This window comes from Serpentinimonas maccroryi (assembly GCF_000828915.1).
Classification (GTDB): Bacteria; Pseudomonadota; Gammaproteobacteria; order Burkholderiales; family Burkholderiaceae_C; genus Serpentinimonas; species Serpentinimonas maccroryi.
Window position 1 is genome coordinate 677,747 of the sequence record NZ_AP014569.1, and the last position, 19,036, is coordinate 696,782.

17 protein-coding genes and 1 pseudogene are annotated in these 19,036 nt (G+C 60.6%); 6 read left to right on the forward strand and 12 right to left on the reverse strand.

What is annotated here, in order from left to right:
- Positions 1–746 precede the first annotated feature (746 nt).
- From SMCB_RS13285 to SMCB_RS03160, 5 genes and pseudogenes are all read right to left on the reverse strand, one after another.
- Positions 747–1,421: pseudogene (locus tag SMCB_RS13285) on the reverse strand (GmrSD restriction endonuclease domain-containing protein); the annotation flags it as partial.
- Positions 1,418–3,145: a DUF262 domain-containing protein gene (locus SMCB_RS03145; RefSeq protein WP_052468393.1), complete on the reverse strand. Its 1,728-nt coding sequence runs from the start codon at positions 3,143–3,145 to the stop codon at positions 1,418–1,420. The gene SMCB_RS03145 and the pseudogene SMCB_RS13285, both read right to left, overlap by 4 nt.
- Before the next feature lie 17 nt (positions 3,146–3,162).
- Complete coding sequence (locus SMCB_RS03150; RefSeq protein ID WP_045534996.1) at positions 3,163–5,685, reverse strand: DEAD/DEAH box helicase; 2,523 nt, start codon at positions 5,683–5,685, stop codon at positions 3,163–3,165.
- Positions 5,682–8,216 carry a site-specific DNA-methyltransferase gene (locus SMCB_RS03155; RefSeq protein ID WP_045537520.1) on the reverse strand — a complete coding sequence of 845 codons (2,535 nt, stop codon included), beginning with the start codon at positions 8,214–8,216 and terminating at the stop codon, positions 5,682–5,684. The genes SMCB_RS03150 and SMCB_RS03155 overlap by 4 nt, the downstream gene beginning before the upstream one ends.
- Before the next feature lie 76 nt (positions 8,217–8,292).
- Positions 8,293–8,499, reverse strand: coding sequence for a helix-turn-helix domain-containing protein (locus tag SMCB_RS03160; RefSeq protein ID WP_045534997.1), 207 nt, complete (start codon positions 8,497–8,499; stop codon positions 8,293–8,295).
- Between the two features lie 181 nt (positions 8,500–8,680).
- Here SMCB_RS03160 and SMCB_RS03165 point away from each other — a divergent pair, with 181 nt between their 5' ends.
- Both SMCB_RS03165 and SMCB_RS03170 read left to right on the forward strand, forming a co-directional pair.
- The gene (locus SMCB_RS03165) at positions 8,681–8,884 is read left to right on the forward strand and encodes a hypothetical protein (RefSeq protein ID WP_045534998.1); all 204 of its coding nucleotides are present in this window, start codon (positions 8,681–8,683) and stop codon (positions 8,882–8,884) included.
- Positions 8,885–8,895: 11 nt separating this feature from the next.
- On the forward strand, positions 8,896–9,381 hold the full coding sequence (locus tag SMCB_RS03170) for a DUF3489 domain-containing protein (protein WP_045534999.1): 486 nt from the start codon (positions 8,896–8,898) through the stop codon (positions 9,379–9,381).
- A 774-nt stretch (positions 9,382–10,155) separates the two neighbouring features.
- Here SMCB_RS03170 and SMCB_RS03175 read toward each other — a convergent pair.
- From SMCB_RS03175 to SMCB_RS03185, 3 genes are read right to left on the reverse strand one after another with little or no spacing between them, the layout of a single operon-like run.
- The gene (locus tag SMCB_RS03175; RefSeq protein WP_045535001.1) at positions 10,156–12,300 is read right to left on the reverse strand and encodes an AAA family ATPase; all 2,145 of its coding nucleotides are present in this window, start codon (positions 12,298–12,300) and stop codon (positions 10,156–10,158) included.
- On the reverse strand, positions 12,300–12,545 hold the full coding sequence (locus SMCB_RS03180; RefSeq protein WP_045535003.1) for a hypothetical protein: 246 nt from the start codon (positions 12,543–12,545) through the stop codon (positions 12,300–12,302). Before SMCB_RS03180 ends, SMCB_RS03175 begins: the two co-directional genes overlap by 1 nt.
- Positions 12,542–12,766, reverse strand: coding sequence for a helix-turn-helix transcriptional regulator (locus SMCB_RS03185; RefSeq protein WP_045535005.1), 225 nt, complete (start codon positions 12,764–12,766; stop codon positions 12,542–12,544). The genes SMCB_RS03180 and SMCB_RS03185 overlap by 4 nt, the downstream gene beginning before the upstream one ends.
- 381 nt (positions 12,767–13,147) lie before the next feature.
- Here SMCB_RS03185 and SMCB_RS03190 point away from each other — a divergent pair, with 381 nt between their 5' ends.
- Genes SMCB_RS03190 through SMCB_RS03205 form a run of 4 tightly spaced genes read left to right on the forward strand, consistent with a single transcriptional unit; the run spans position 13,148 to position 15,646 of the window.
- Positions 13,148–13,396 carry a hypothetical protein gene (locus SMCB_RS03190; RefSeq protein ID WP_045535007.1) on the forward strand — a complete coding sequence of 83 codons (249 nt, stop codon included), beginning with the start codon at positions 13,148–13,150 and terminating at the stop codon, positions 13,394–13,396.
- A gap of 2 nt (positions 13,397–13,398) precedes the next feature.
- A complete protein-coding gene (locus tag SMCB_RS03195; protein ID WP_045535009.1) occupies positions 13,399–13,860 on the forward strand; it encodes a DUF2924 domain-containing protein in 462 nt (153 codons plus the stop codon).
- Positions 13,857–15,197, forward strand: a complete 1,341-nt coding sequence (locus SMCB_RS03200) for a recombinase family protein (RefSeq protein WP_045535011.1) — start codon at positions 13,857–13,859, stop codon at positions 15,195–15,197. The genes SMCB_RS03195 and SMCB_RS03200 overlap by 4 nt, the downstream gene beginning before the upstream one ends.
- Complete coding sequence (locus SMCB_RS03205; RefSeq protein WP_082027200.1) at positions 15,194–15,646, forward strand: hypothetical protein; 453 nt, start codon at positions 15,194–15,196, stop codon at positions 15,644–15,646. The genes SMCB_RS03200 and SMCB_RS03205 overlap by 4 nt, the downstream gene beginning before the upstream one ends.
- 5 nt (positions 15,647–15,651) lie before the next feature.
- Here the strand turns inward: SMCB_RS03205 and SMCB_RS03210 are convergent, their stop codons facing one another.
- From SMCB_RS03210 to SMCB_RS03225, 4 genes are all read right to left on the reverse strand, one after another.
- Complete coding sequence (locus tag SMCB_RS03210) at positions 15,652–15,972, reverse strand: helix-turn-helix domain-containing transcriptional regulator (protein ID WP_045535012.1); 321 nt, start codon at positions 15,970–15,972, stop codon at positions 15,652–15,654.
- A 2-nt stretch (positions 15,973–15,974) separates the two neighbouring features.
- Positions 15,975–16,313: a type II toxin-antitoxin system RelE/ParE family toxin gene (locus tag SMCB_RS03215; protein ID WP_045535014.1), complete on the reverse strand. Its 339-nt coding sequence runs from the start codon at positions 16,311–16,313 to the stop codon at positions 15,975–15,977.
- A 448-nt stretch (positions 16,314–16,761) separates the two neighbouring features.
- A complete protein-coding gene (locus SMCB_RS13290) occupies positions 16,762–17,253 on the reverse strand; it encodes a Mov34/MPN/PAD-1 family protein (RefSeq protein WP_082027201.1) in 492 nt (163 codons plus the stop codon).
- Positions 17,250–18,956, reverse strand: a complete 1,707-nt coding sequence (locus tag SMCB_RS03225) for a HesA/MoeB/ThiF family protein (RefSeq protein ID WP_197539313.1) — start codon at positions 18,954–18,956, stop codon at positions 17,250–17,252. Before SMCB_RS03225 ends, SMCB_RS13290 begins: the two co-directional genes overlap by 4 nt.
- Between the last annotated feature and the right edge of the window lie 80 nt (positions 18,957–19,036).

Consider the following 19,036-nt stretch of genomic DNA (forward strand, 5'->3'; position numbering starts at 1 on the left):
TCGGCCATAAGGGTATCCACCTCGCTCAGCAGGGCGGGCATATTGTTGCGAGTGTCGTCGGCTCGGATTTCGTCTTCAGAAGCTTCAATCAAATTGCGTAGCAGGCGCAGGCGCGAGTGCAGGTTGGGCAAAGACAGGTCAGTCATCAAGCCTTGCAGCACCCCGTAGAACAACACCGTGTGCGGTAGCTTCCAAGAGCGGGTGCCGTACAGCGCACAGCAGGCGTGGAACAAGTCCACGCCAACAGGTGTCTCGCCAAAATCGCGAAAGTTGAAAATCCTCAGTGGCGTAGTGGCGCTCCTGGCCTCGCGGGTAAAAAGTTCTGAAAACAATGCAGCAACGACCTTGGGTTTGCGGTTGCCTGACGCATCAGCTTCCAGCCAGATATCTAGTGCCTGCACGATCCACGCAAAGTCCTCCTGAGCATGAGCTGCCGTGCTATCCAACAACAGGGTTGACAGGCTCATCAGGGCCTGCAGGTTGCCTTGCTTGGACTGCACCCTGTGGCCACGTCGCCAAGCACGCACCTCCATCAGAAAACGCAGATAGCGCATGAACTCTTCATCGATCAGACGATCGTCGCCCCGATAACCCCAAAAAAGATCAGACCAGTCAGTGTCGATTTTTTCGGAGAAGACTTTTGCGTCTGCGGGATCGATGGCAGGGTTTCTGTGCAGCAGGGCTTCGAGCTCGGCTTTGAAGTTTTCAAACTCAGTCAGGGGCCGACCGCGTGAATTCATCTTCACGTACAAGGTGTTGTCGAGCTTTTGTGCGGCCACCGGTAATAACAGAAAGCGGATGGCCTGTTCCTTAGTCAATCGTATCCATGCAGCGTCAAGGCAGGCTTGGCCCCGCCCTCGGTAATGCTCGTGAAAGGCATCGAGCACCACCAACATACCCTGAATAGTGGGGTCGTGCTTCCAAGTAGGCAGGTAGCGGGCTTGATCACGCAGCCAGGCAGACAAGTTTTCTGTCGCCATGTCAGGGCGACATTGGGTCAAAAATTCACAAAACTTGCGTGCGCCGGGGCGCGTAGCGTAGTGAAAGGCGTGCCACGGCTGTGGCGATTGATCTTGTTGGTGCCAGGCTAAGTAGCAATGCAGCAAAAACAGCGTGGTCAAGCGCTGCTGGCCGTCGAGCGGATAAAGCGTGCCCTCGACCACATCGCCAAAAACAAAATCAAGATGCAAGACTTGATCACCGTCGAGTGCTGCGCAAAGGTCGGCAATAAAGCGGGTGCGCACCAATCGGGCCTGCTGACTGTGACGCCCCTGAGCGTAGTCGCGCTGGAACAACGGAATTTTGATGGCTTGCACCTGCATGCCGTTAATCGTTTGGCCGAACAGTTGCGCCAAACTGGTCAGGGTGCTGTGGCCCGGGTCTCTGCTGTCAGGGGGCTGGGCGATGTTGGCTGCGGTCATTGCAGGTAAGAGGTCAAAGTAGTTTTGATGTGGGCGAGATAGGCGATCTTGTCCTCATCGCCCCAAAAATGGGGCTGCAGCCCCTCCGCTGGGGTGTAGTACTTGAGGAAAACATTACGTGTGGCGGCGGGGACGTAGTCCCCACTCTTGTCCATGTCAAGTACCCGCTGTCGTTTGACCTCGAACACTGCGTTACTCAGCGCAGCATTGGCACCGTGCTGCAGCAGGGCGAGGTTGGAGAGGCTGTGGTCGGCCTCTTCGACTACGCCGTCGTTGAGCGCCATCAAGATGTCAGAGGCAAGTGCGTTGAATTGCTCTTGGTCAAACTGTCGGGTGTGCACCGTTGGCAATGCTGCGTCAATACTTGATAGCAGTGGCTTAATGACCGCTGTGTTGTGCTCGGTCTGAATGGTTAGCAGCGCCTGTCGATGGGCTTGCAGCCAGGAGTCCCACTGTTCGACGCGGTTTAATTTCTGGGCGCTTTGCGCGTGAATATGTTCCAGCGTCCATGAATGCCCCACATGGTGCTCAAATGGGAACCTACCCCGGCATGTGGCGATATTGAATAGCAAAAGGATGCGCTGTAGCTTTTCATAATCGGCTCTGCTTTCGTAGTGCAAGACATCTAAGTTGTCGTTGATGTCGACCTGAACAGCGGCACGGATACGATGGTTCAAGAGGGTTTCAAAAGCGCTTTTGGCTGGGGCCGCTTGGCCATCTGCGCCTTGTGCCCAGCCCAGGATGCTGCCAATTGGCGTACCGCAAGTCACCAGAAAGCCAATTTTGTTGTACAGACGCGGTTCTTCAAACCAGCCTAGGATTTGTGCGTGCAAAGCCACCACCTCATCCCAAAAGGCCAGCCCCTGGGTTTTGGCCTTTTCATGCAAGGCGTCAAAGGTGTGATAGCGCCGGGCACCACTGGATGGTTTGTTTGCAAGGGTGTCAAGCAACAGGTCGACGCGCGTGCCCTGCTGTCCAGCAAGGTGGCGGCTGGGACCGGCTGCAAAGGCCCAAATTTCATCACGCTGCAAATCGCGTTCGATGCCGTCCCACTGCGCTGCGACCTCTGTTTCGCGCCCCGGTATTGCTTGCTCTACATGGGATAGCAAGACGGCTTTGATCAGTTCTGCATCGGTCAATGGAATGCGGCCCTGGTTCAGCCGGGTGAACAGCGGAATGGGCTGCTCGTCCTCAGGGATCTCGTACCAAATGACTCGCACTGAGGTAGAGAGAAACCGGAACATCTCGTCGACAAGAAATTGCTGGTAGGCCTCCCCCATTTTTTGGGTGAACCACTGGGTGATGGTGACATGAGCCTGGTGAATGTGAAAGTAGTCGATGTTCTGCTCTGCCTGTGCAGGGTCGAGCAGTTGCAAATACGCCTGACTTCCGGGCCGCGTTGCATATTCCAGCGTGTAGCGTACGTCACCCTTTTGCATGAAGCGTAGCAGCAGCCACAGCGTAGTAAGGCGTTGCTGGCCGTCGATCAAGGCCCAATCGCTACCGCCATCCTTTTTTTGCTGAACAACGATGGGCTGCAAGCTATAGGGTTGACCCGCACTCTCCCAAATATCGTCCAGTAGTTTGGTCACTTCATCTGAAGTCCAGCGGTAACCGCGTTGATAAGACGGAATAAAGAACACGCCTTCAATGCCCTGGGTGGGCTGGCGCGTCCTAGGGTCAATACCAAAGCCGATGGTTTTATGTTCAAGTTTGTAGTTCATGGAGTGACATCCCAGGATTACTTGGATACCGCCGCGAACAGATCATCAAGCTGCGGGTTGCTGGTGATCAGCAGCAGCTTCTTGATCGTGGCGGCCTGGTTGATTTCCAGGCGCGCAAAATGCTCGCCACCAGCCGAAGACTGCTTGCGGATCAGTTGGATGCGCCCGAATAACCCGCCGTGCTTTTCCGCAAACTTTGCCAGCCCGACGGCCTTCTCAAAGTTGTCGCTAAGACTCGGGTCGTGGGGCTCAAGAATGTCGATGGTGAATTCGTTGCCGACTTTGCGCACCACGACTAAATCCGGGAACATTGGTCGGACATCACCGCCCTTCTCGTACGGAATCTCCAGCGACCATGGCTTGCGATCCAGATTGCGCAACCAGCCGACCACCCCAGGTTTGGCCAGTTCTTCCTTCAGCACCCCGGCTTCCCAGGTGCCCAATTCGGCACGGAACTGGCCGTTGCCTTCCACATACAGGTGGCGCTCCCAGAGGGGATCGGTAGGCAATCGCTTGAAGTCGATGGATGCTGGCAAATGCCATGGCACTTCGTTGGGCTTGGCCGTCGCCAGCCGCAGCTTCTCGTAATTGAGGCGCCGCTGCTCCTTGAGTTTGTAGATGGCCTTCTTGTGCTGGTCATAAAGACCATCGAAGGCTGCCTCTGCCTTTGATTCCAGCACTGCCATTTCTGCCGCGTTGCGTGCCAGGACGATGGCCTCAACCTTGACTTCCAGCGCATCACGATCCGCGTGGGCGCGCCAATACTCCATCTGCAAACCGTGACTGAAGGCGCGCCCAGCCTCTTCAAACAGCCGATCAATGTCCACGTCCGATGCATCGATGTGATAGTCCGCAGTCGGCTCTGCCACACCAGTGCCGTTATTGACAGCCAGAGTCCGCAGGCCAACCTGCGTGATCGCTTTGGCTGCAGCATCGAACTGGTCTGCCGCCTTGATCGCGGCGACCCGCTGTCCCATCCACTCAACAATCTGCTGCTTGGCTTGGCCCCAGGCATCGTCATCAATCTCATCGATGGTCAGGCTGCGTGAGATGGCCATATACCGGCGCAGCGGACTTTGTGCCCGAGCGGCATTCACGCGGTAGGTGATCAATTCGTCGAGTGCCGCAAAGATGAACTCGCAGCCTTCGCGCCGCTTGAGCACCACCAGATTGCGGCTAGAGCCTGTCTCGGCGGGCGGCACATCTTCCGCGTTGTGCAGCGAGGCCATCACGCTTTCCACAGCACCCGTATCGAAGTACGGCAAAAACAGATGCACGTCGTTGAGCGCGGCATCCTTTTCGATGCGGCGCGCCAGTGGCGTGCGCACCATCCGGCCCAGCAATTGGGCAATGTAGGTGTGATCCTCCGCACGGCGGAACGACATCATCACCTCGGCGCGCGGGCAATCCCAGCCGGTGGACAGGCTGGTCTTGAAGAACACCACACCGATGTTTTTGTCCGCGTCAATCCGCGAGGCTTCGACCTTGCGCACCCGGCGGCCGCCCACATCCAGGTCGCCCGTGTCGTGCATCGCGTGGGCGACCTCACCTTCGTTCAGGCGGCGGCCAATGGCGCTCTCGATCACGGTCAACGCTGCACCGAGGTCGGTCTTGGTTAGTTGCCGGTCGGTACCGTTTTCGACCTGAACCACCAGCACGGGCCAGATAGTTTGCTCTTTTTCGTCATGGCAATACCCGCTCCATGCCGAAGTCATCTGCCCCCAACGCCGAGCCGCTTCTTCCAAAAGCGCCATCTCAGCCGTGGTGGTGGCTTCAGGGTGATGAATCAGGATGCGGTCTTTCAGCAGGCCAGACTTGCGCACCTCCTCAGCCGGCACGGCCACCTTGTGCGTGGTCACGGTGTGTTCGGCATTCGCAATCAAATCGAGGAATCGTTTCGGCGTGGCCGACACCCCAATCACCATCGGCATCTTGACCAGGCCAACCTCGGGGTAGCCCAGCAAGAAGCGCTGCATCAAGGTCTGCGCAGCCTGCGCGCCTTTGCCAGAAGTCATGCCGCGGTGCGCTTCATCAATCACCACATAGAAGCGGTCAGGAATAGCCCGCGCAGTGTTGGTCAGCGTTTCCCAAATCAGATGCTGCCGTCCATCGCCGCGGTTGGTCAGCGGTTGATTGACCGCCAGCTTTTGGGTGTTGATGAAATAGATACGCCCGCCGTCCAGCCGGGGCGCGTCGAAATGTGCATCGATGGTGATGAGCTGGTTGACCCGATACACCTTGTCCGATTTGCCCTCAATCTTGAGCTTGGTCTGCTCGTTGAGCTCAGGCATGTCCGACACCCACAGGATCACGGCATCCGGTTGGGGTGCCCAATCCAGCGGCCAAGCCAGTTGATCATCCGGCTCATCCAGGATGGCCTCGAACAGCGCCGTCATCATGATTGTCTTGCCGCTGCCGGTGGCCGCCGACAAGGCGACGACTTGCTGGTTGTCTGGCGAGACACTCTTACGGGCGCTCACCAAGGCATCGCGCAGCTTACCCAACGCGTCTTTCTGAAAATCGAACAGCGTGACCTTCATGCCCGCACTCCCTGTGTGTCGGTGTGACCGGCAGCGCGGTCCTGGTTCTTGTTGATCATGAAATTGAGCAGGTAATCGCGGTACAACTGCACTACAGCCAAGCTAGGGTTGGCCTTGCCCGCCACCTCGCGCACGTCCTGCGCCATGGTTTTGAAAGATTCATCCGCGTCGGTGACGATGAACACCTGCGACAAGCCGGTGCGACCTTCCAGCGACTTCAGCAAACGGCCCATGCGGGTTTCATCCAGCAACACCACGAAGTTGCCGCATTCCGGCGCAAACAGCACAGGTTCCGGCTCGCCGCGCTTCAATTCAGGCCGCGGCCCCACGGCGCCCGCCTTCAGCCACAGCAGCGGCAGGATTTCGTGGAAGGCGCGGCGCAGCGACACGCGTTCGCGCTCCAGAAAATCCAGCTTGAAGTACGCGAGGTTAGAGGCAAAGCCCGCGCTCATCGGGCGCTTTTCTTCCTCCGGCACCAGTATCGACCCGAGCAACTCCACCACCTGCGCCTTCAACTGGTCGAACACACGCTTGACGGGCGTGACGATATAGAAGTCGGTGATGTGCTCTTGTCCGTCCAGCGCCTCCAGCCAATCTTCTGCGGCTGCCGGGTCAAACAGCACTGTGGCCTTGTGGTCCTCAGACACGATGAAGGGGCACGGATCTTTCACCAGCGTCTGCGGCAGGCCATCGATCAGTGCCACCACCTGCTTCTTCTTGGGCAGTGTGTCGAGCTGCGCCGGATCGACAAAGCCGATCTGCGTGAAGCCGCGCGCTTTCTCACGCTCCACCGTTTTGCCGGTCAGGTATTCGCCGGTCAACACAGAGCCATCGTCCCGCTTGCCTAGGATGGTGTACTTGCTGCGCGGCCAGGTCACCGAACGGCAGATGCCTTGGGCTTCCCATCCTGCGTCGCCGGGATGCAAGCCACGGGCGGTCAGCGCGGCAGCCTCCTCAGCCGAGACTTCGTTGTTGGTGACCAGGATGCAGCGGCGTGACCCGCCATCGGTGGCGTTGAGCAGGTTGACGGCATTCAGCGTGGTGCCGCTACCAGCAAAAAAATCGACGATCAGGGCGTTGGGACGATCCCGCACAACGGCTGCTACTGCATCGCGAGTGGCGTAGAGCGATTTGGGAAACGAGAATTTTCGTCCTTCGCCAAAGATCGATTTGAGTATGTCAGCGCCGTAGGCCCCGGCATCGTGTGCACTGCGATGCCAGACGGTTTTGATCTGTCGCTCGCGCTCCTCAGCGTACTCAACGCTTACAACATTGCGTAGTTTGTCAAACTCGACGACCCGAATCGCACCACTTTCAATTTGCAGTTGAAGTTTGCGACTAAGGTACGAGATACCCCAAGTTCGTCTGCTCTCGTCAAAACCGCCTAGGCTTACGTAGCCTTTCTTAATCAATCCACGCAACGATTCAGGACCAACGCCCCAGTTCCCGAAACTTCCATCCATGCGAATCGGCCAAGCAGCGGCAAAACCGTCAACTTTTGCGTCCAAGTCTGGAGTTTGATCCAAAGGAAGGTAATCACCGGCCCCAACAATGGCATTCCGCTCAGTATCAATAAGCACGGGGAAGAACATCTTGTGTCGATCCTGGCGGCGCGCATTTGTACCTGACCGAAGAAGCCCCTTCCATCGCGGAGTCGTATTTGTGCCAGGTTTAGCTGGCGAGAGCAGGTCATCACCCAAGCTGTTTACGAATGCTTGGTTTCTAAAACAAAAAAGTGCGTACTCCTCAACCCTAGAGAAACGCCCCTGAGTTACACCTTTTGGGTTAATAACGATGGTTACCAACTGCCGGTACGCCTCCGGAAATTCCCGTTCCAGCAGCATCCCGAGATGATGCACCTCGTGCTCGTCAATCGTGACGATCAGTACACCGGTATCCGGCTTGAGCAGCCGCTTCGCCAGCTTGAGCCGCTTTTCCATGAAAGCCAGCCACTTGCTGTGCCGCCAGCCATCATTGCCGTCCACGTAGTCGTTGTTGTATTTCCAGTCGCGCGCGCCGGTGTTGTAGGGCGGGTCGATGTAGATGCAATCCACCTTGCCGGCATAGAGGTAATCCAGCAACTGCAGCGCGTGGTAGTTGTCAGCCTCGATCAGCGTGTGCCAGGGGGCATCTGCCGGGCCGTTGGCCACGGCATCCACCGGCACCAGCGCGGGGAAGATCGGCTCGCCAAATTCCCGAACCACCAGCAGTTCATCCACCGGGAACTGCACTGGCTCTGCCGCTGCACGGGTAGACTCGCTCGGGTGTGACTCGTTGCTGGGCTTGACGCAGGTGGCCATGCCCGAGTGGATGGACTTGATTTGCCACACATCTTTCAGCGCCCCCTGACGGCGACACACCAGATCGCCCTTGCGTGGCTTGGCACCGTGCAGTGGCAACAACTCAGGCAGGTGATCTTCGAACACCAAACCAAATTTCTTTTCCTTGGCGGCATTGGCCCACTCGGCGGACAGGCGCTCGCGCAGGCGGTGATCGCTGATTTGTGCGATCAGATCATGGATGGCAGACAAACGATCCTCCTTGAGGTCTGCCAACCCGCTCGGGCAACAGACTCGTGTTCATCCAGCAATTCGATGGGGCCAGTCATCACAAGCCCTTTCCTTCCGGAGCCGCATGCTCATCCGCACCACCGGCGCGCACCCAGTCATCCACCTCGGAAACCTGGAACTTCCACAACCGACCCACGCGGTGCGCTGGCAGCCCCTTGCGGTCGATCCAGCGGTAGATCGAGTCGCGCGTGACACCCAGATGCTCAGCGATCTGGTCCACGGACACCCAAGGTTCAGCAGTCATCGCAGCGCTCCGGCAGCAGGGGTTCGGATGGCATAAAGTCGGTCTGAATCGTAAAGATCGCAATTTATCAGGTAAGAGGGCAGCAGACGAGCGCTCTGTGCCGTGTGCAGTATCTTTTTCTTGACTTCCTGCTCCTTCAGCGCGTGAATGGTGGCGTCATCCACCAACCCGCAGCCCAGCCATGACCACCCAGCCCACCGCCCTCGACACCTACCTGCAGCGCCTGCCGCTGATCCTCGACAAGATCGAGGCCCTGCGGCAACTGGCCAACGACCACTTCGGCCACGACCCAGAGGCCATCCACTGGGGCCACGTCGGTGACCTTGGGCGAGTGGAGCAGGCTCTGGATGAGCTGCTGTCGATCCTCAACGGGCAGCCCAAGTGAGGCAGACGACGATGGACACCCTGCCCAAACTCTCCCCGGCTCAAAGCCTGCTGCTGCGCACAGCCGCCCGCCATCCCGATGGGCGAGTGATCCCGCCTGAAACCCTGCGCGGCGGCGCACTGGCCAAGGTGTTGACCGCACTGCTGCAGCGTGGCTTGATCGAGCTAGCAGGCGACGGCCACGTGCTGACCGACGCAGGCTATGCAGCCATCGGCCAGCAGCGACCCGTGCCGCCGGATGACTTCCAGATGATGGACACCACCGGCGACCTCCAACGTCTGGAGGGCATCCCGGTGCGCCCCGGCACCAAACTCGCCGCGCTGGTGTTGGCGCTGCGCCGTCCGCAGGGTGCAAACCACTTGCAACTGCTGCTGACCACCGGCTGGCAGCCGCACACGGTGCGCGGCGCCATCTCCGGGATGCTGCGCAAGAAGCTCGGCCTGAACGTGGTGCTGGCGCACAACGACAGCGGCGAGCGCGTGTATCGCGTGGTGTGATTGGTAGCTCCAAGGGAGTCCAGTTGCTGGATGTCCTTACCGACACCTAGGCGCGTCTGACGCAGCCGACGCTTTTGCACGTAACGCTCTAAACGCGTGTGCGCGTGCGCGCCTTATGGAAAGTTACGGCAATCCGTGTCAGCTGCGTCAGACCTTGTCCAAACTGGCTTTTCGACGATCGCTGAATTGGCCGCGGTCGTCGGCAGATGGCCGCGAACTGGGCGGCGAAGCGGCCGCAACTCTTCGCCAGCATTGTGTTTTCTACCTTGGCCGATTTCGCATGGCCGAGGTGCCAAACTGCAAACCTGGTGCGCACCTCGGTACGCACCTTCTGCGTTGCCGCCTTCCCGCACGCACCCGCGCTAACGCGACGAGGAGCCCACTGGCCCACACCACAGGTGCGAACCGCAAACCCTGCAAACCTTGTTTTCTGGTCTGACGGTGGCGCAATGCCGCGCTCGCGCCACCTGCATTGGAATATCGCCAGGAAGGACCCATCTTATTTCGGCGGGCACGTGCGCCCCTGCCCGGCCAGCACCAATACCCGAGTGAGGTGAGCATTCCCAATGCTCACCCTCTCTTTAGAGAGGAACCCCGGGAACTTGGAAACATGTTGATTTGACTGGTATTTATTCCTTTCCGGCATAGCTGGGAACGAATAGCCCCGGGAACGATTTAACCCCTTGTTTTTGCTGGTGCCAAACCGTTCCCATCCCCTGACCGTTCCCGGTGGGAAGGCGGGAGGCTGGGAACGATTGTTTGGGGCGGGAGCCATCACTCAGCGATCGGCCGGCCTGCACTGGAGCGGGTCAGGTGGCCGGTGATGAACACCGCTTGACCGAGAGCGACCGGGCCATCGGGCACATCGAGCCACTTGACCAGCTTTGAACCATCGGCCATGGCCGTGACCAGTGCGCCTTGCGCCAGCAAGGCATCCACCCAGCCGGTGAGCCGATGCTTGCCGACGGCGTGAAAGGCCTTGGGCAGTTCGTGGCGGCGCTCGTACAGCCCATTGCCACCGGTCTTGGTGTAGGGCTGGCCATCCCGAGCCGCGCGGGCGATGGCGGATGTCAGCGCGGGCAGCAGGTCATCGGGCTCCGGCCGGGCCTGGCGCAGACGGTCGCTGCAATCGACCAGCAAGCCGCTGGCGCTGCGCAAGAAGGTGGTCACGCTCAAGTTGGCGCGGCCATTGGCCTTGACCACGCCGCCCATCACCACGCGCCCACGCTCAAAGGACTCGCCCAACGCTTCAGAGAGCTTCTTGGCCTGATCCTCTCTGGGGTGCCAAAGGGCATAGACCGCGCGCACGCCATCGACCAAGCCGCCAGTACCCCGGATCGCCTCGCGGGCCTGCTCGGGGGTGGATGCCTCGCGTTTGGCAAAGTGGTGCGAGACGATGACGGCTGCGCCCGTGCTGGCTGCCAGAGCCGCCAAACGGGAGCAGACGAACTGGGCGTTCTCGGGCACGTTCAGGTCCAGCGCACACAGCGGCTGCAGCGGGTCGAGCACCACCAGACACAGGCCGGGCATGGCCTTGAGCTGGCGTTCCAGTTCCATCCATGCGTTCGTGATCGCGGGGCCTCGGCTGGCGGGATCGGGCGCAAACAGCGGCACCGCACCTCCGGCATCGGGCAGTGGCAACACGTACAGCCGGATGGGAATGGGGCCTAGCGCGTGGAGCCGGTTGTGAACCTCGATGGCATCGTCCTCGGCGGTGATGTAGATCGCCACGCCATGGCCAGCCAGCGCGCCGCCAAACAGCGTGGGGGCATTGGTGCACAGGCCATTGAAGGCCGCGACTTCACGCGTGAGCGCCAGCAACAGGAACGACTTGCCTACACCGCCGGCAGCGGCAATCAATGCGGCTTGCGCCTGCGGGAAGACGCCTTCGACCAGCCAACGGCGTTGCTGGGGCTGCCCGGTAAAGCGGTCGGCCGCGTGCCAGCGGGAGAGGTCCAGCGCCGGGGCGGCTGCGGTTGAGAGGCCGGTGACCCGCTGGGAGGCGCGCAGCAGCGCCGTGATGTCGAAACCTTCGACCATGGCATCGGCGGCATCCCATTTCGCGGGCTTGTCCGGTGGCACGCTGACACGGCGCACCACGGCTCCGATGTGCATCAGCTGCTTGATGACCGCATCGGCATAGCGCGCGCCAGCGTCGTCGTGATCGGGCCACACGGCGACCGTCTTGCCGGTCAGTGGCGTCCAGTCGGTCTTGTCTAGAGCCGAGGCGGCACCGCCCATTGCGGTGGTGGCGGTGATGCCAAGCTGCATCAACGCATCGGCACATTTCTCACCTTCAACCAGAACCACGGCCTCGGACTGCGCGATGGCGGGCAGGTTGTAGAGCGGTCGCGGTTCTGGCATGCGCATTGCCCGCGCCCGTGCATCCCAGGGGCGGTACTGCTTGCCCCTTGGGGTGTCGTAGCGATACACGCAGGCCAGCAGGCTGCCATCCGCTGCCAAGTAATCCCACTTGCCGCTGTGCGGACCAAGGTCATCGTAGGCCACGGGGGCGCGCGTTGCGGGCGCAGATGCAATGCGCGGCACCATCAGCCACGTGCCTGCGTCTTCCAGCAGGTCGCTGAAATCGCTCGGCAGCGTGTAACCCCGGGCAGCGGCCCACAGAGCCAGCACATCGCCCGATTCGCCGGTGGCGAAGTCGATCCATACGCCACGCTTGGGGCCCTGGAGTTCGACCACCAGACTGTCCCCCGGATCGCCTTGCAGGTTGCCAATGCAGAACTGGCTGCCGCGCCGCTTACCTTGCGGAAACAGATAAGCCAGCACCGATTCAATCTGCTCCAGCAAGCGGGTGCGGATTTCATCCCTGTCGTGGCGCGGCAGGACGAACCCATCCAGCTGGTTGAAGTCGAAGAAGGGGTGGCCGAGAGCCGTGGGGGTTTGGAGGGGGGTCGCCATCAGTGCGTGTGCTCCGCATCCAGCCGGGCCTTGAACCAGTCGCCCTTGGCACGCACGCAGCAGTAGGCGCGGCCGGGGCCGGTGTCCTTCGTGTCGGGCACGATCCACAGCTGTTCGTGGGCGCCGTAGATCCAGTTACCCGGGCCATACAACTGGTCGAGTAGGGTCTCGATGCCGTGTTTGGCAATGTGGGTGTGCAATTGCCGGGTGATGCGTGCACGCTGGCGGCGTTGGGCCCGGTTCATCGCCAGATCCCTTCGCTGATGGATTGCCCTGCGGTGCAACGGCGTGTGCGCTGCGCCTCGTGCGCCGACACATCGGCCATGCGGTACAGCACACGGCTGCCCAGCTTGAGAAACGCGGGGCCGTTGCCGTTCATGCGCCAGCGTTCGAGGGTTTTTTGAGAAAGGCCCCAGCGGGCCGCCAGCGTGCGCGGGGTAATCAGTTCGTGTAGCGTGTTTTGCATTGGCAACTCCAGTCGGTGGGGGCGCCGTCCCGTCGTGAGGGCGATGCGCCTGCAATGAGGGGATTATTCGCCTTCGGATGGCTGAAGGCAAATGGCCAAAATGCGCTCTATTACGAAACGGTGGCCAATGGCCCCATCTATTACCCGCAATTGCTATCTGCTTCGGGGCTTTTTTACAACACCTAGGCGGACATTGATCTTTGCCACGCGTGCGCGGTACCCGCAAACCCTCAGCCACCCGCTGCGCCCCGATCGACCTGAACTGTCTCTGCGCGGATCATTGCTGCGGTCTGAAGCAGCCCAATTGAGCGCGGTTTGACTTGACTTGTGCCCGCCACAGCGCGTTCATGGAGGTCCGCAAACCCCCTCTTGGAGAAAGCAATGAGCACCCACCAAACCCTGCGCGTGCAGGTCACCGACAGCAACCAGCGCACGCGCGGCGTGATGGCCGTCGAGGCCGATTTTGATCACCTCGGGCCCTACCGCGTCCAGCACGATGGCCGCACCTACTGGTTCACCGGCAAATCCAGCACCCACCGCGCCAGTGGCGTGACCACCCGCGAAATGGCCAGCGCTGACGCTGCCCGGCTCTGGATCACGCTGGGCGGCGTCGCGATCTGGGAGGCCTGAGGATGGGCGCAGATCAACCCAACACCATCGTTGCACAACTGGCCAAGTTGCCCTCGATGCCAATGGTCGAGCTCTGGGTGCTGTGGGATCAACACTTCCCACGGCGGCCTAGCCATCGCAACCGCAACTACGTGGAGTCGCGCTTGGCCTACCGCATCCAAGAGCTGGCCTACGGCGCGCTGCCCAGCAACATCCGCAGGATGCTGGTCGAAGCCGGCGCCAAGCACTCCAAGATGAAGTCGCCCGCCGGTCGCAGCGCGCAAACCTTGCTCATGCCCGGTACCACCCTGATCCGGGAGTGGGATGAACGCGAGCACCGCGTGACCGTCACGCCCGATGGTCTGTATGCCCTGGATGGTCAGGTGTTCAAAAGCCTGTCGGCGGCGGCGCGCCACATCACCGGCACGCGCTGGAACGGGCCCAAGTTCTTTGGTCTGCGCGACGACAAGGTGAGCGCTCAATGAAAGCGCCCCTGCTCGCAGCACCCAAACGCTGTGCGGTGTACTGCCGTGTTTCCAGCGACGAGCGCCTAGACCAGTCTTTCAACTCCATCGACGCGCAAAAGGAAGCCGGGCACGCTTTCATCAAGAGCCAGAGCCACGAGGGCTGGATTGCGGTGGCCGATGACTACGACGACGGCGGCTACTCTGGCGGCAGCATGGATCGGCCCGCGCTGCGCCGCCTGATGGCCGATATCCAGATGGGCAAGGTGGACCTTGTGGTGGTCTACAAGATCGACCGGCTGTCGCGCTCGCTGGCCGACTTCGCGCGCATGGTCGATGTGTTCGACCGCCACCGCGTCAGCTTCAGCGCCGTCACACAGCAGATCAATTCGGCCACGTCGATGGGCCGCTTGATGTTGAACGTGCTGCTGTCGTTTGCCCAGTTCGAGCGTGAAGTGACCGGCGAGCGCATCCGCGACAAGATCGCCGCCAGCAAAGCCAAGGGGATGTGGATGGGCGGGCCGCTGCCGCTGGGCTACGACGTTGATAACCGGTTGCTGGTCGTCAATGAAACGCAAGCCAAGCTGGTGCGCCGCATCTTCGACGACTTCGTGACCCTGCGCTCGTCTACGCTGATGGCCAAAGCCTACGGTGCAGCAGGGGTGCTCACCAAGGGCGGCAAACCCTTCACCAAGCAGGCGATCTACAAGGTGCTGCACAACCGGATGTACTTGGGCGAGATCGTGCACAAGGGGCAGGGCTTTCCGGGCCAGCATCAGGCCATCATCACTCAGGCGCAGTGGGACGCGGTGCACGCGCTGATCGCGACCGATGGCATCGAGCGGCGGCGCGAGACCAATGACCGCCAACGTGAACCGGTGTTGTTGCGCGGCCTGCTGTACACGCTCGATGGCGAACGGCTGGTGCCCAGCTACACGGTCAAGAAGGGCAAGACCTACCGCTACTACACCCCGATCAAGCACCGGTGCTTTGGGGCATGGGCCAGCCAGCACGGCGCGCTGCCGGCGCTGCCCATCGAGGAATTGGTGAGCCAGCAGATCGTGGCGGCGCTGTCGGCCCCGCACATCGTCCAGTCGGTGTGGGGCAGGGCGCAGCAAATCCGTCCAGACCTGAGCGAGCCGCAAATCGTGCTGCCGATGCGCAACCTCGCCAGCCTGTGGCGGGAGCTGTTTCCGACCGAGCAATGCCGGCTGGCGCAGTTGCTGATCGAGCGCGTGGTGATGGCCGAGGGTGGACTGGAGATCATCTGGCGCGATCAGGGCTGGCAGCAACTGGCCGGTGAGCTGGTGCCCGGCACCATCGGCGCAGAGTTGCAAGAGTGGGAGGAAGCGGCATGAGGCCCAAAGTGCAGGCCGTGGGCGGACCCGTTGTGCGCGAGCATCGGGATGCGGGCCAAGTGAAGCTCTCGACCTTCATCCCACTGAAGATCCGCAAGCGCGGTGGCCGCAAGGTGGTGCTGCGGCCCGATGGTCAGGTCGAGGCTGCGGCCAAGGTGGCCACGCAGATCGACCAGCCCTTGCTGGTGGCGCTGACGCGGGCGTTCTACTGGCAGCGGTTGCTCGACGACGGCGTGGTCGGCAGCGGCAGCGAGATTGCCCAGCGCGAGGGCCTGCACCACTCGACGGTCAATGAGCTGCTGCGCCTGACGCTGCTGGAGCCGGCCATCATTCAGGCCGTTCTGGCCGGGCGGCAGCCCCGGTGCATGAGCCTGCTGTGGTTCCAGCGCAATCCGCTGCCGACAGACTGGGTGGCGCAGCGGGCGGTGGTGAGTGGGTTTGATGTGTGAGATGCTCAGGCCAACACGATCTGGGTGTGAACCTCGACCTTCAGAGCGCGCTTGATGGCCGCAAAGACCGCCGAGATGTTGCTCATGGTCGGGTTGCCCGATTGCGACAGCATCCGATGCAGGCTCTTGGCGGGCTTGTGAACTTCCTCGGCCAGTGCCTCGAAGCCCATGGTGGCGTTGACGAGGTCGCGCAGGATCAGCTTGGCCGATTCGGGTTCTCCATTGACGAACAAGGTGATGGCCTCGTCCAGAAGCGCTTGCGCAAAGGCCGGGTCGTTTTGCACGCGCGCGGCCACGGTTGTTTTGAAATCGCGGGTCAGTGCCATGTTCACTTTCCTTGTCTGGTTAAAGACTTGCGGCGCTTGTAGTCTTCCCACAGCCCCACCGCTTGGTCAATGTCCTGCTGTTGACGCTTCTTGGTGCCACCACCGATCAGGATGATGATCTTCTGACCATCTTTGGCCAGATAGATGCGCAAGCCCGGCCCCCAGTCGATCTTGTACTCTCCAATGCCGCGAAACCACTCGACGTTGGACAGGTTGCCCTGCTCCATGCGGCTCACAGCGATGCGCACCTTGGCAGCGGCAACCGCATCTAGCGCCCCGAACCATTGCGCAAAGGGGCAGTCGCCATCGGCCAAGAGCAGCTCTTTGATCTGGTAGCTCATGGGTTGGATGGTAACGTATAAGAACCCATTTGCTGACGTGGCGGGTTCGATGCCCGACCGCTGGCCTTGGTTGACAACGAACCGGCACGCGTAAGTTGTTGATTTATAAATGCCTCCATCTGCTCCTACCCGCAGGCCAAACGGAGAATAGAGACAGACTGGGAGCCTAAAACGCTTAAAACAGGGCGTTGCGGCCGGTCGCCACCCGCAGCACTTTGGCCCACTTCCTTGGGGGAACAGGCAAAAGACAAGAGCCCGGAGATTGTCCGGGCCCTGGTGTGTGGTGGTGGAACACGGAACCGAACCCGCGTCCGGTACCCGAGTTAGATAGTAACGCCTCGGCCTTGAGGGCGTGATTTATAAAGCCTTGGCCATCTGAGGGAACAATCTCGCAATGCCCATCCAAAATGCCACTTCGATCTAGTGGCCCTACCGAGTGACTGGTTCATCATCTCCCGAGAAATTCCTTCGGAGATTCCTCTGCCGGGCAAACAAACGCACGAAATATTCGCCGCCCGTCATACGATGAGGCCCCTAGGATGAGTAACAGCGGTTCCTTGCAGTCGTACTCTCTGCCCCTACTGATCTCGATCATCTGCCCAAAGTCCTCGCTGCTAGGCTCCACATGGTTGACAGGATGGAAATGCCATTCGCCGATGTAGAAGGTCCGCTCTTTGGCCCGCCACCGAGCCTGAAGCATCTCTCGTAGGCCACTCACGCCGCGTACGAACCAAAAGCGACTTTGCTTCGAATCTGTTGGCGGCGGTGTTGCCTCACTTACTATCGCAAGCGTAAGGTCGTCCGAATAGCACCCGATCAGAATGCCACCAGTTTCCACAGATCCAGCATCGCGACAGTAGCGATCGAGCACGCCGAGAACGGACGCCTGTAGCTCAACCGCGAACGTGCTGTCAGCAGTCCTGCCTTTCCAGGTCTTCATAACGCTGACCTCTCCATGGCGGGCGGCGTACTCTCGGGCGCGAAACCCTGGAAGCCGTCATCGGTTGACGTCTGCGCGAACACGCGGAAGCGCGGCTCCGACGGCATCTTCGCCATCAACATCTCCAACTCCTTCACACAAACCGCCGCAGCGAGAACGACGTCATCGTAGCGAGCCGGAAACAGCGGCGACCAGCAGCCAGCCCCTTCAAACACCTCGTCGTTGTCGGCCCACACCTTCGACTCGTGTTCTAGCCAGGGACGGACGCTCCTGATGAATTCATCATGCGGAAACCGGTTGCCACTCACGCCGAACGAGAAGAGGCGCCTCCCGCCGAAGCCCATGGAGAACGACGCGAACGTGCGAGGGATAGACCACCAAGCGCGTTCGAGCGTCGACAAGGCCACGTCCGATGACGTGCAGTCGATGATGATGTTGTACTCGTCTAGCTGCGCCTCAATGGCCGTGGTATCGCTGGGGAGCCTTTCGCTGAACTCTACGACTCGAACGGTCGGCGAAATCTGCCGAAGCCGCTCTGCCACAACGGACACTTTGGACGAGCCGACGTCTGCGAGAGTTGCCGCGTGTCGGTTGATATTGCCTGACTCCAGTACATCCTCATCGACCAGTGCGATATTCTTTGCCCCAGCGCGGACGAGCAGCTCGCTGACAACCGACCCGAGCGCGCCGACACCGAGGACCGTGATGTTGCAGTCTCGAACCGAGCGCGGCAGCCGTCCTCGAGCTTGGAGGCGATCTTCGCTCCAGTTGTCGGTAAACAAGTACTTGAGCGCGACGGTGTCTGCGAAGTTTCCACAGCGGTCGCGATGCCACCAGCCGTGCGCGTTTGGACGGAAACCACGCGGTTGCCCCGCCGCTTCATCGAGAATAGGAAGTAGCAATGAATCCCAGTGGACCTCGCTGGCATCCTCTCCCAAGCGCCTAGGCATGGGATACCCGAGCAAGAGGATGGCGCTGAACTTCGAACCTTGAAGCTGCGGAAACAGCCATCGGAACATCGAATCGACGTCGATATTCATCGTCTTCGCGATTCGCCGGATGTCGCGCCACGTTTCTGGTGCCTGCCAAGGCCGAACAACAACTGGCTGCGGCCACAGCCACCAGAAGCCGTTCACGCGCTGTTCCATCGCTAGGTCACCGAGCTCCCGGCCTGACCACCCCCGTACGACATCGCCGCGCTGATCCTCAAAGCTCTGGGTTGCTAAGACGCCTTTGATTTCCTTCAGCGTACCCAACCGAACAATTCCGAAGCTCCCCACTCGCCCATTCCATGCAGTAAACGATGCTGAACTCTCGTCGTGAATGACGCGCGCGTGGCGCCAGCTACGCACGGGACGGTCAGGCAGTTCGAAGGGATCACCCGCTGCGACGAGCTGGTCATTGGCCGCACGGTCCAGCCACTCGAGTGCTCGCTCGGTATGCCATCGAAGACGCTGGTCAGCGTCACCAACGGGATCGCGCACGACGACCACGCGCCGTTCGCCGCCAAGAGGCATATCGAGGCAAAGGCGTCCCTCTCGCCACTCACGTCGATCCTTGCCCGGCGCGTTCCGCGACTGGTGTGGGAAAGTCGCGGTGATCCCACCTTCGGAAGACGGGTAGAACGAAATACGCCCGAAGGGATAAGTGTTATCGAGTAGAACGCACCATCGTGTCGCAGCACCAACGAACTCGGTGCCCATATCCCGTCGAAGCGTGATCCGAACGACCCAACGCTTCGCCTGTTGGTTGAACTTCGGACTATCCTCTACGGAGCAAGCGA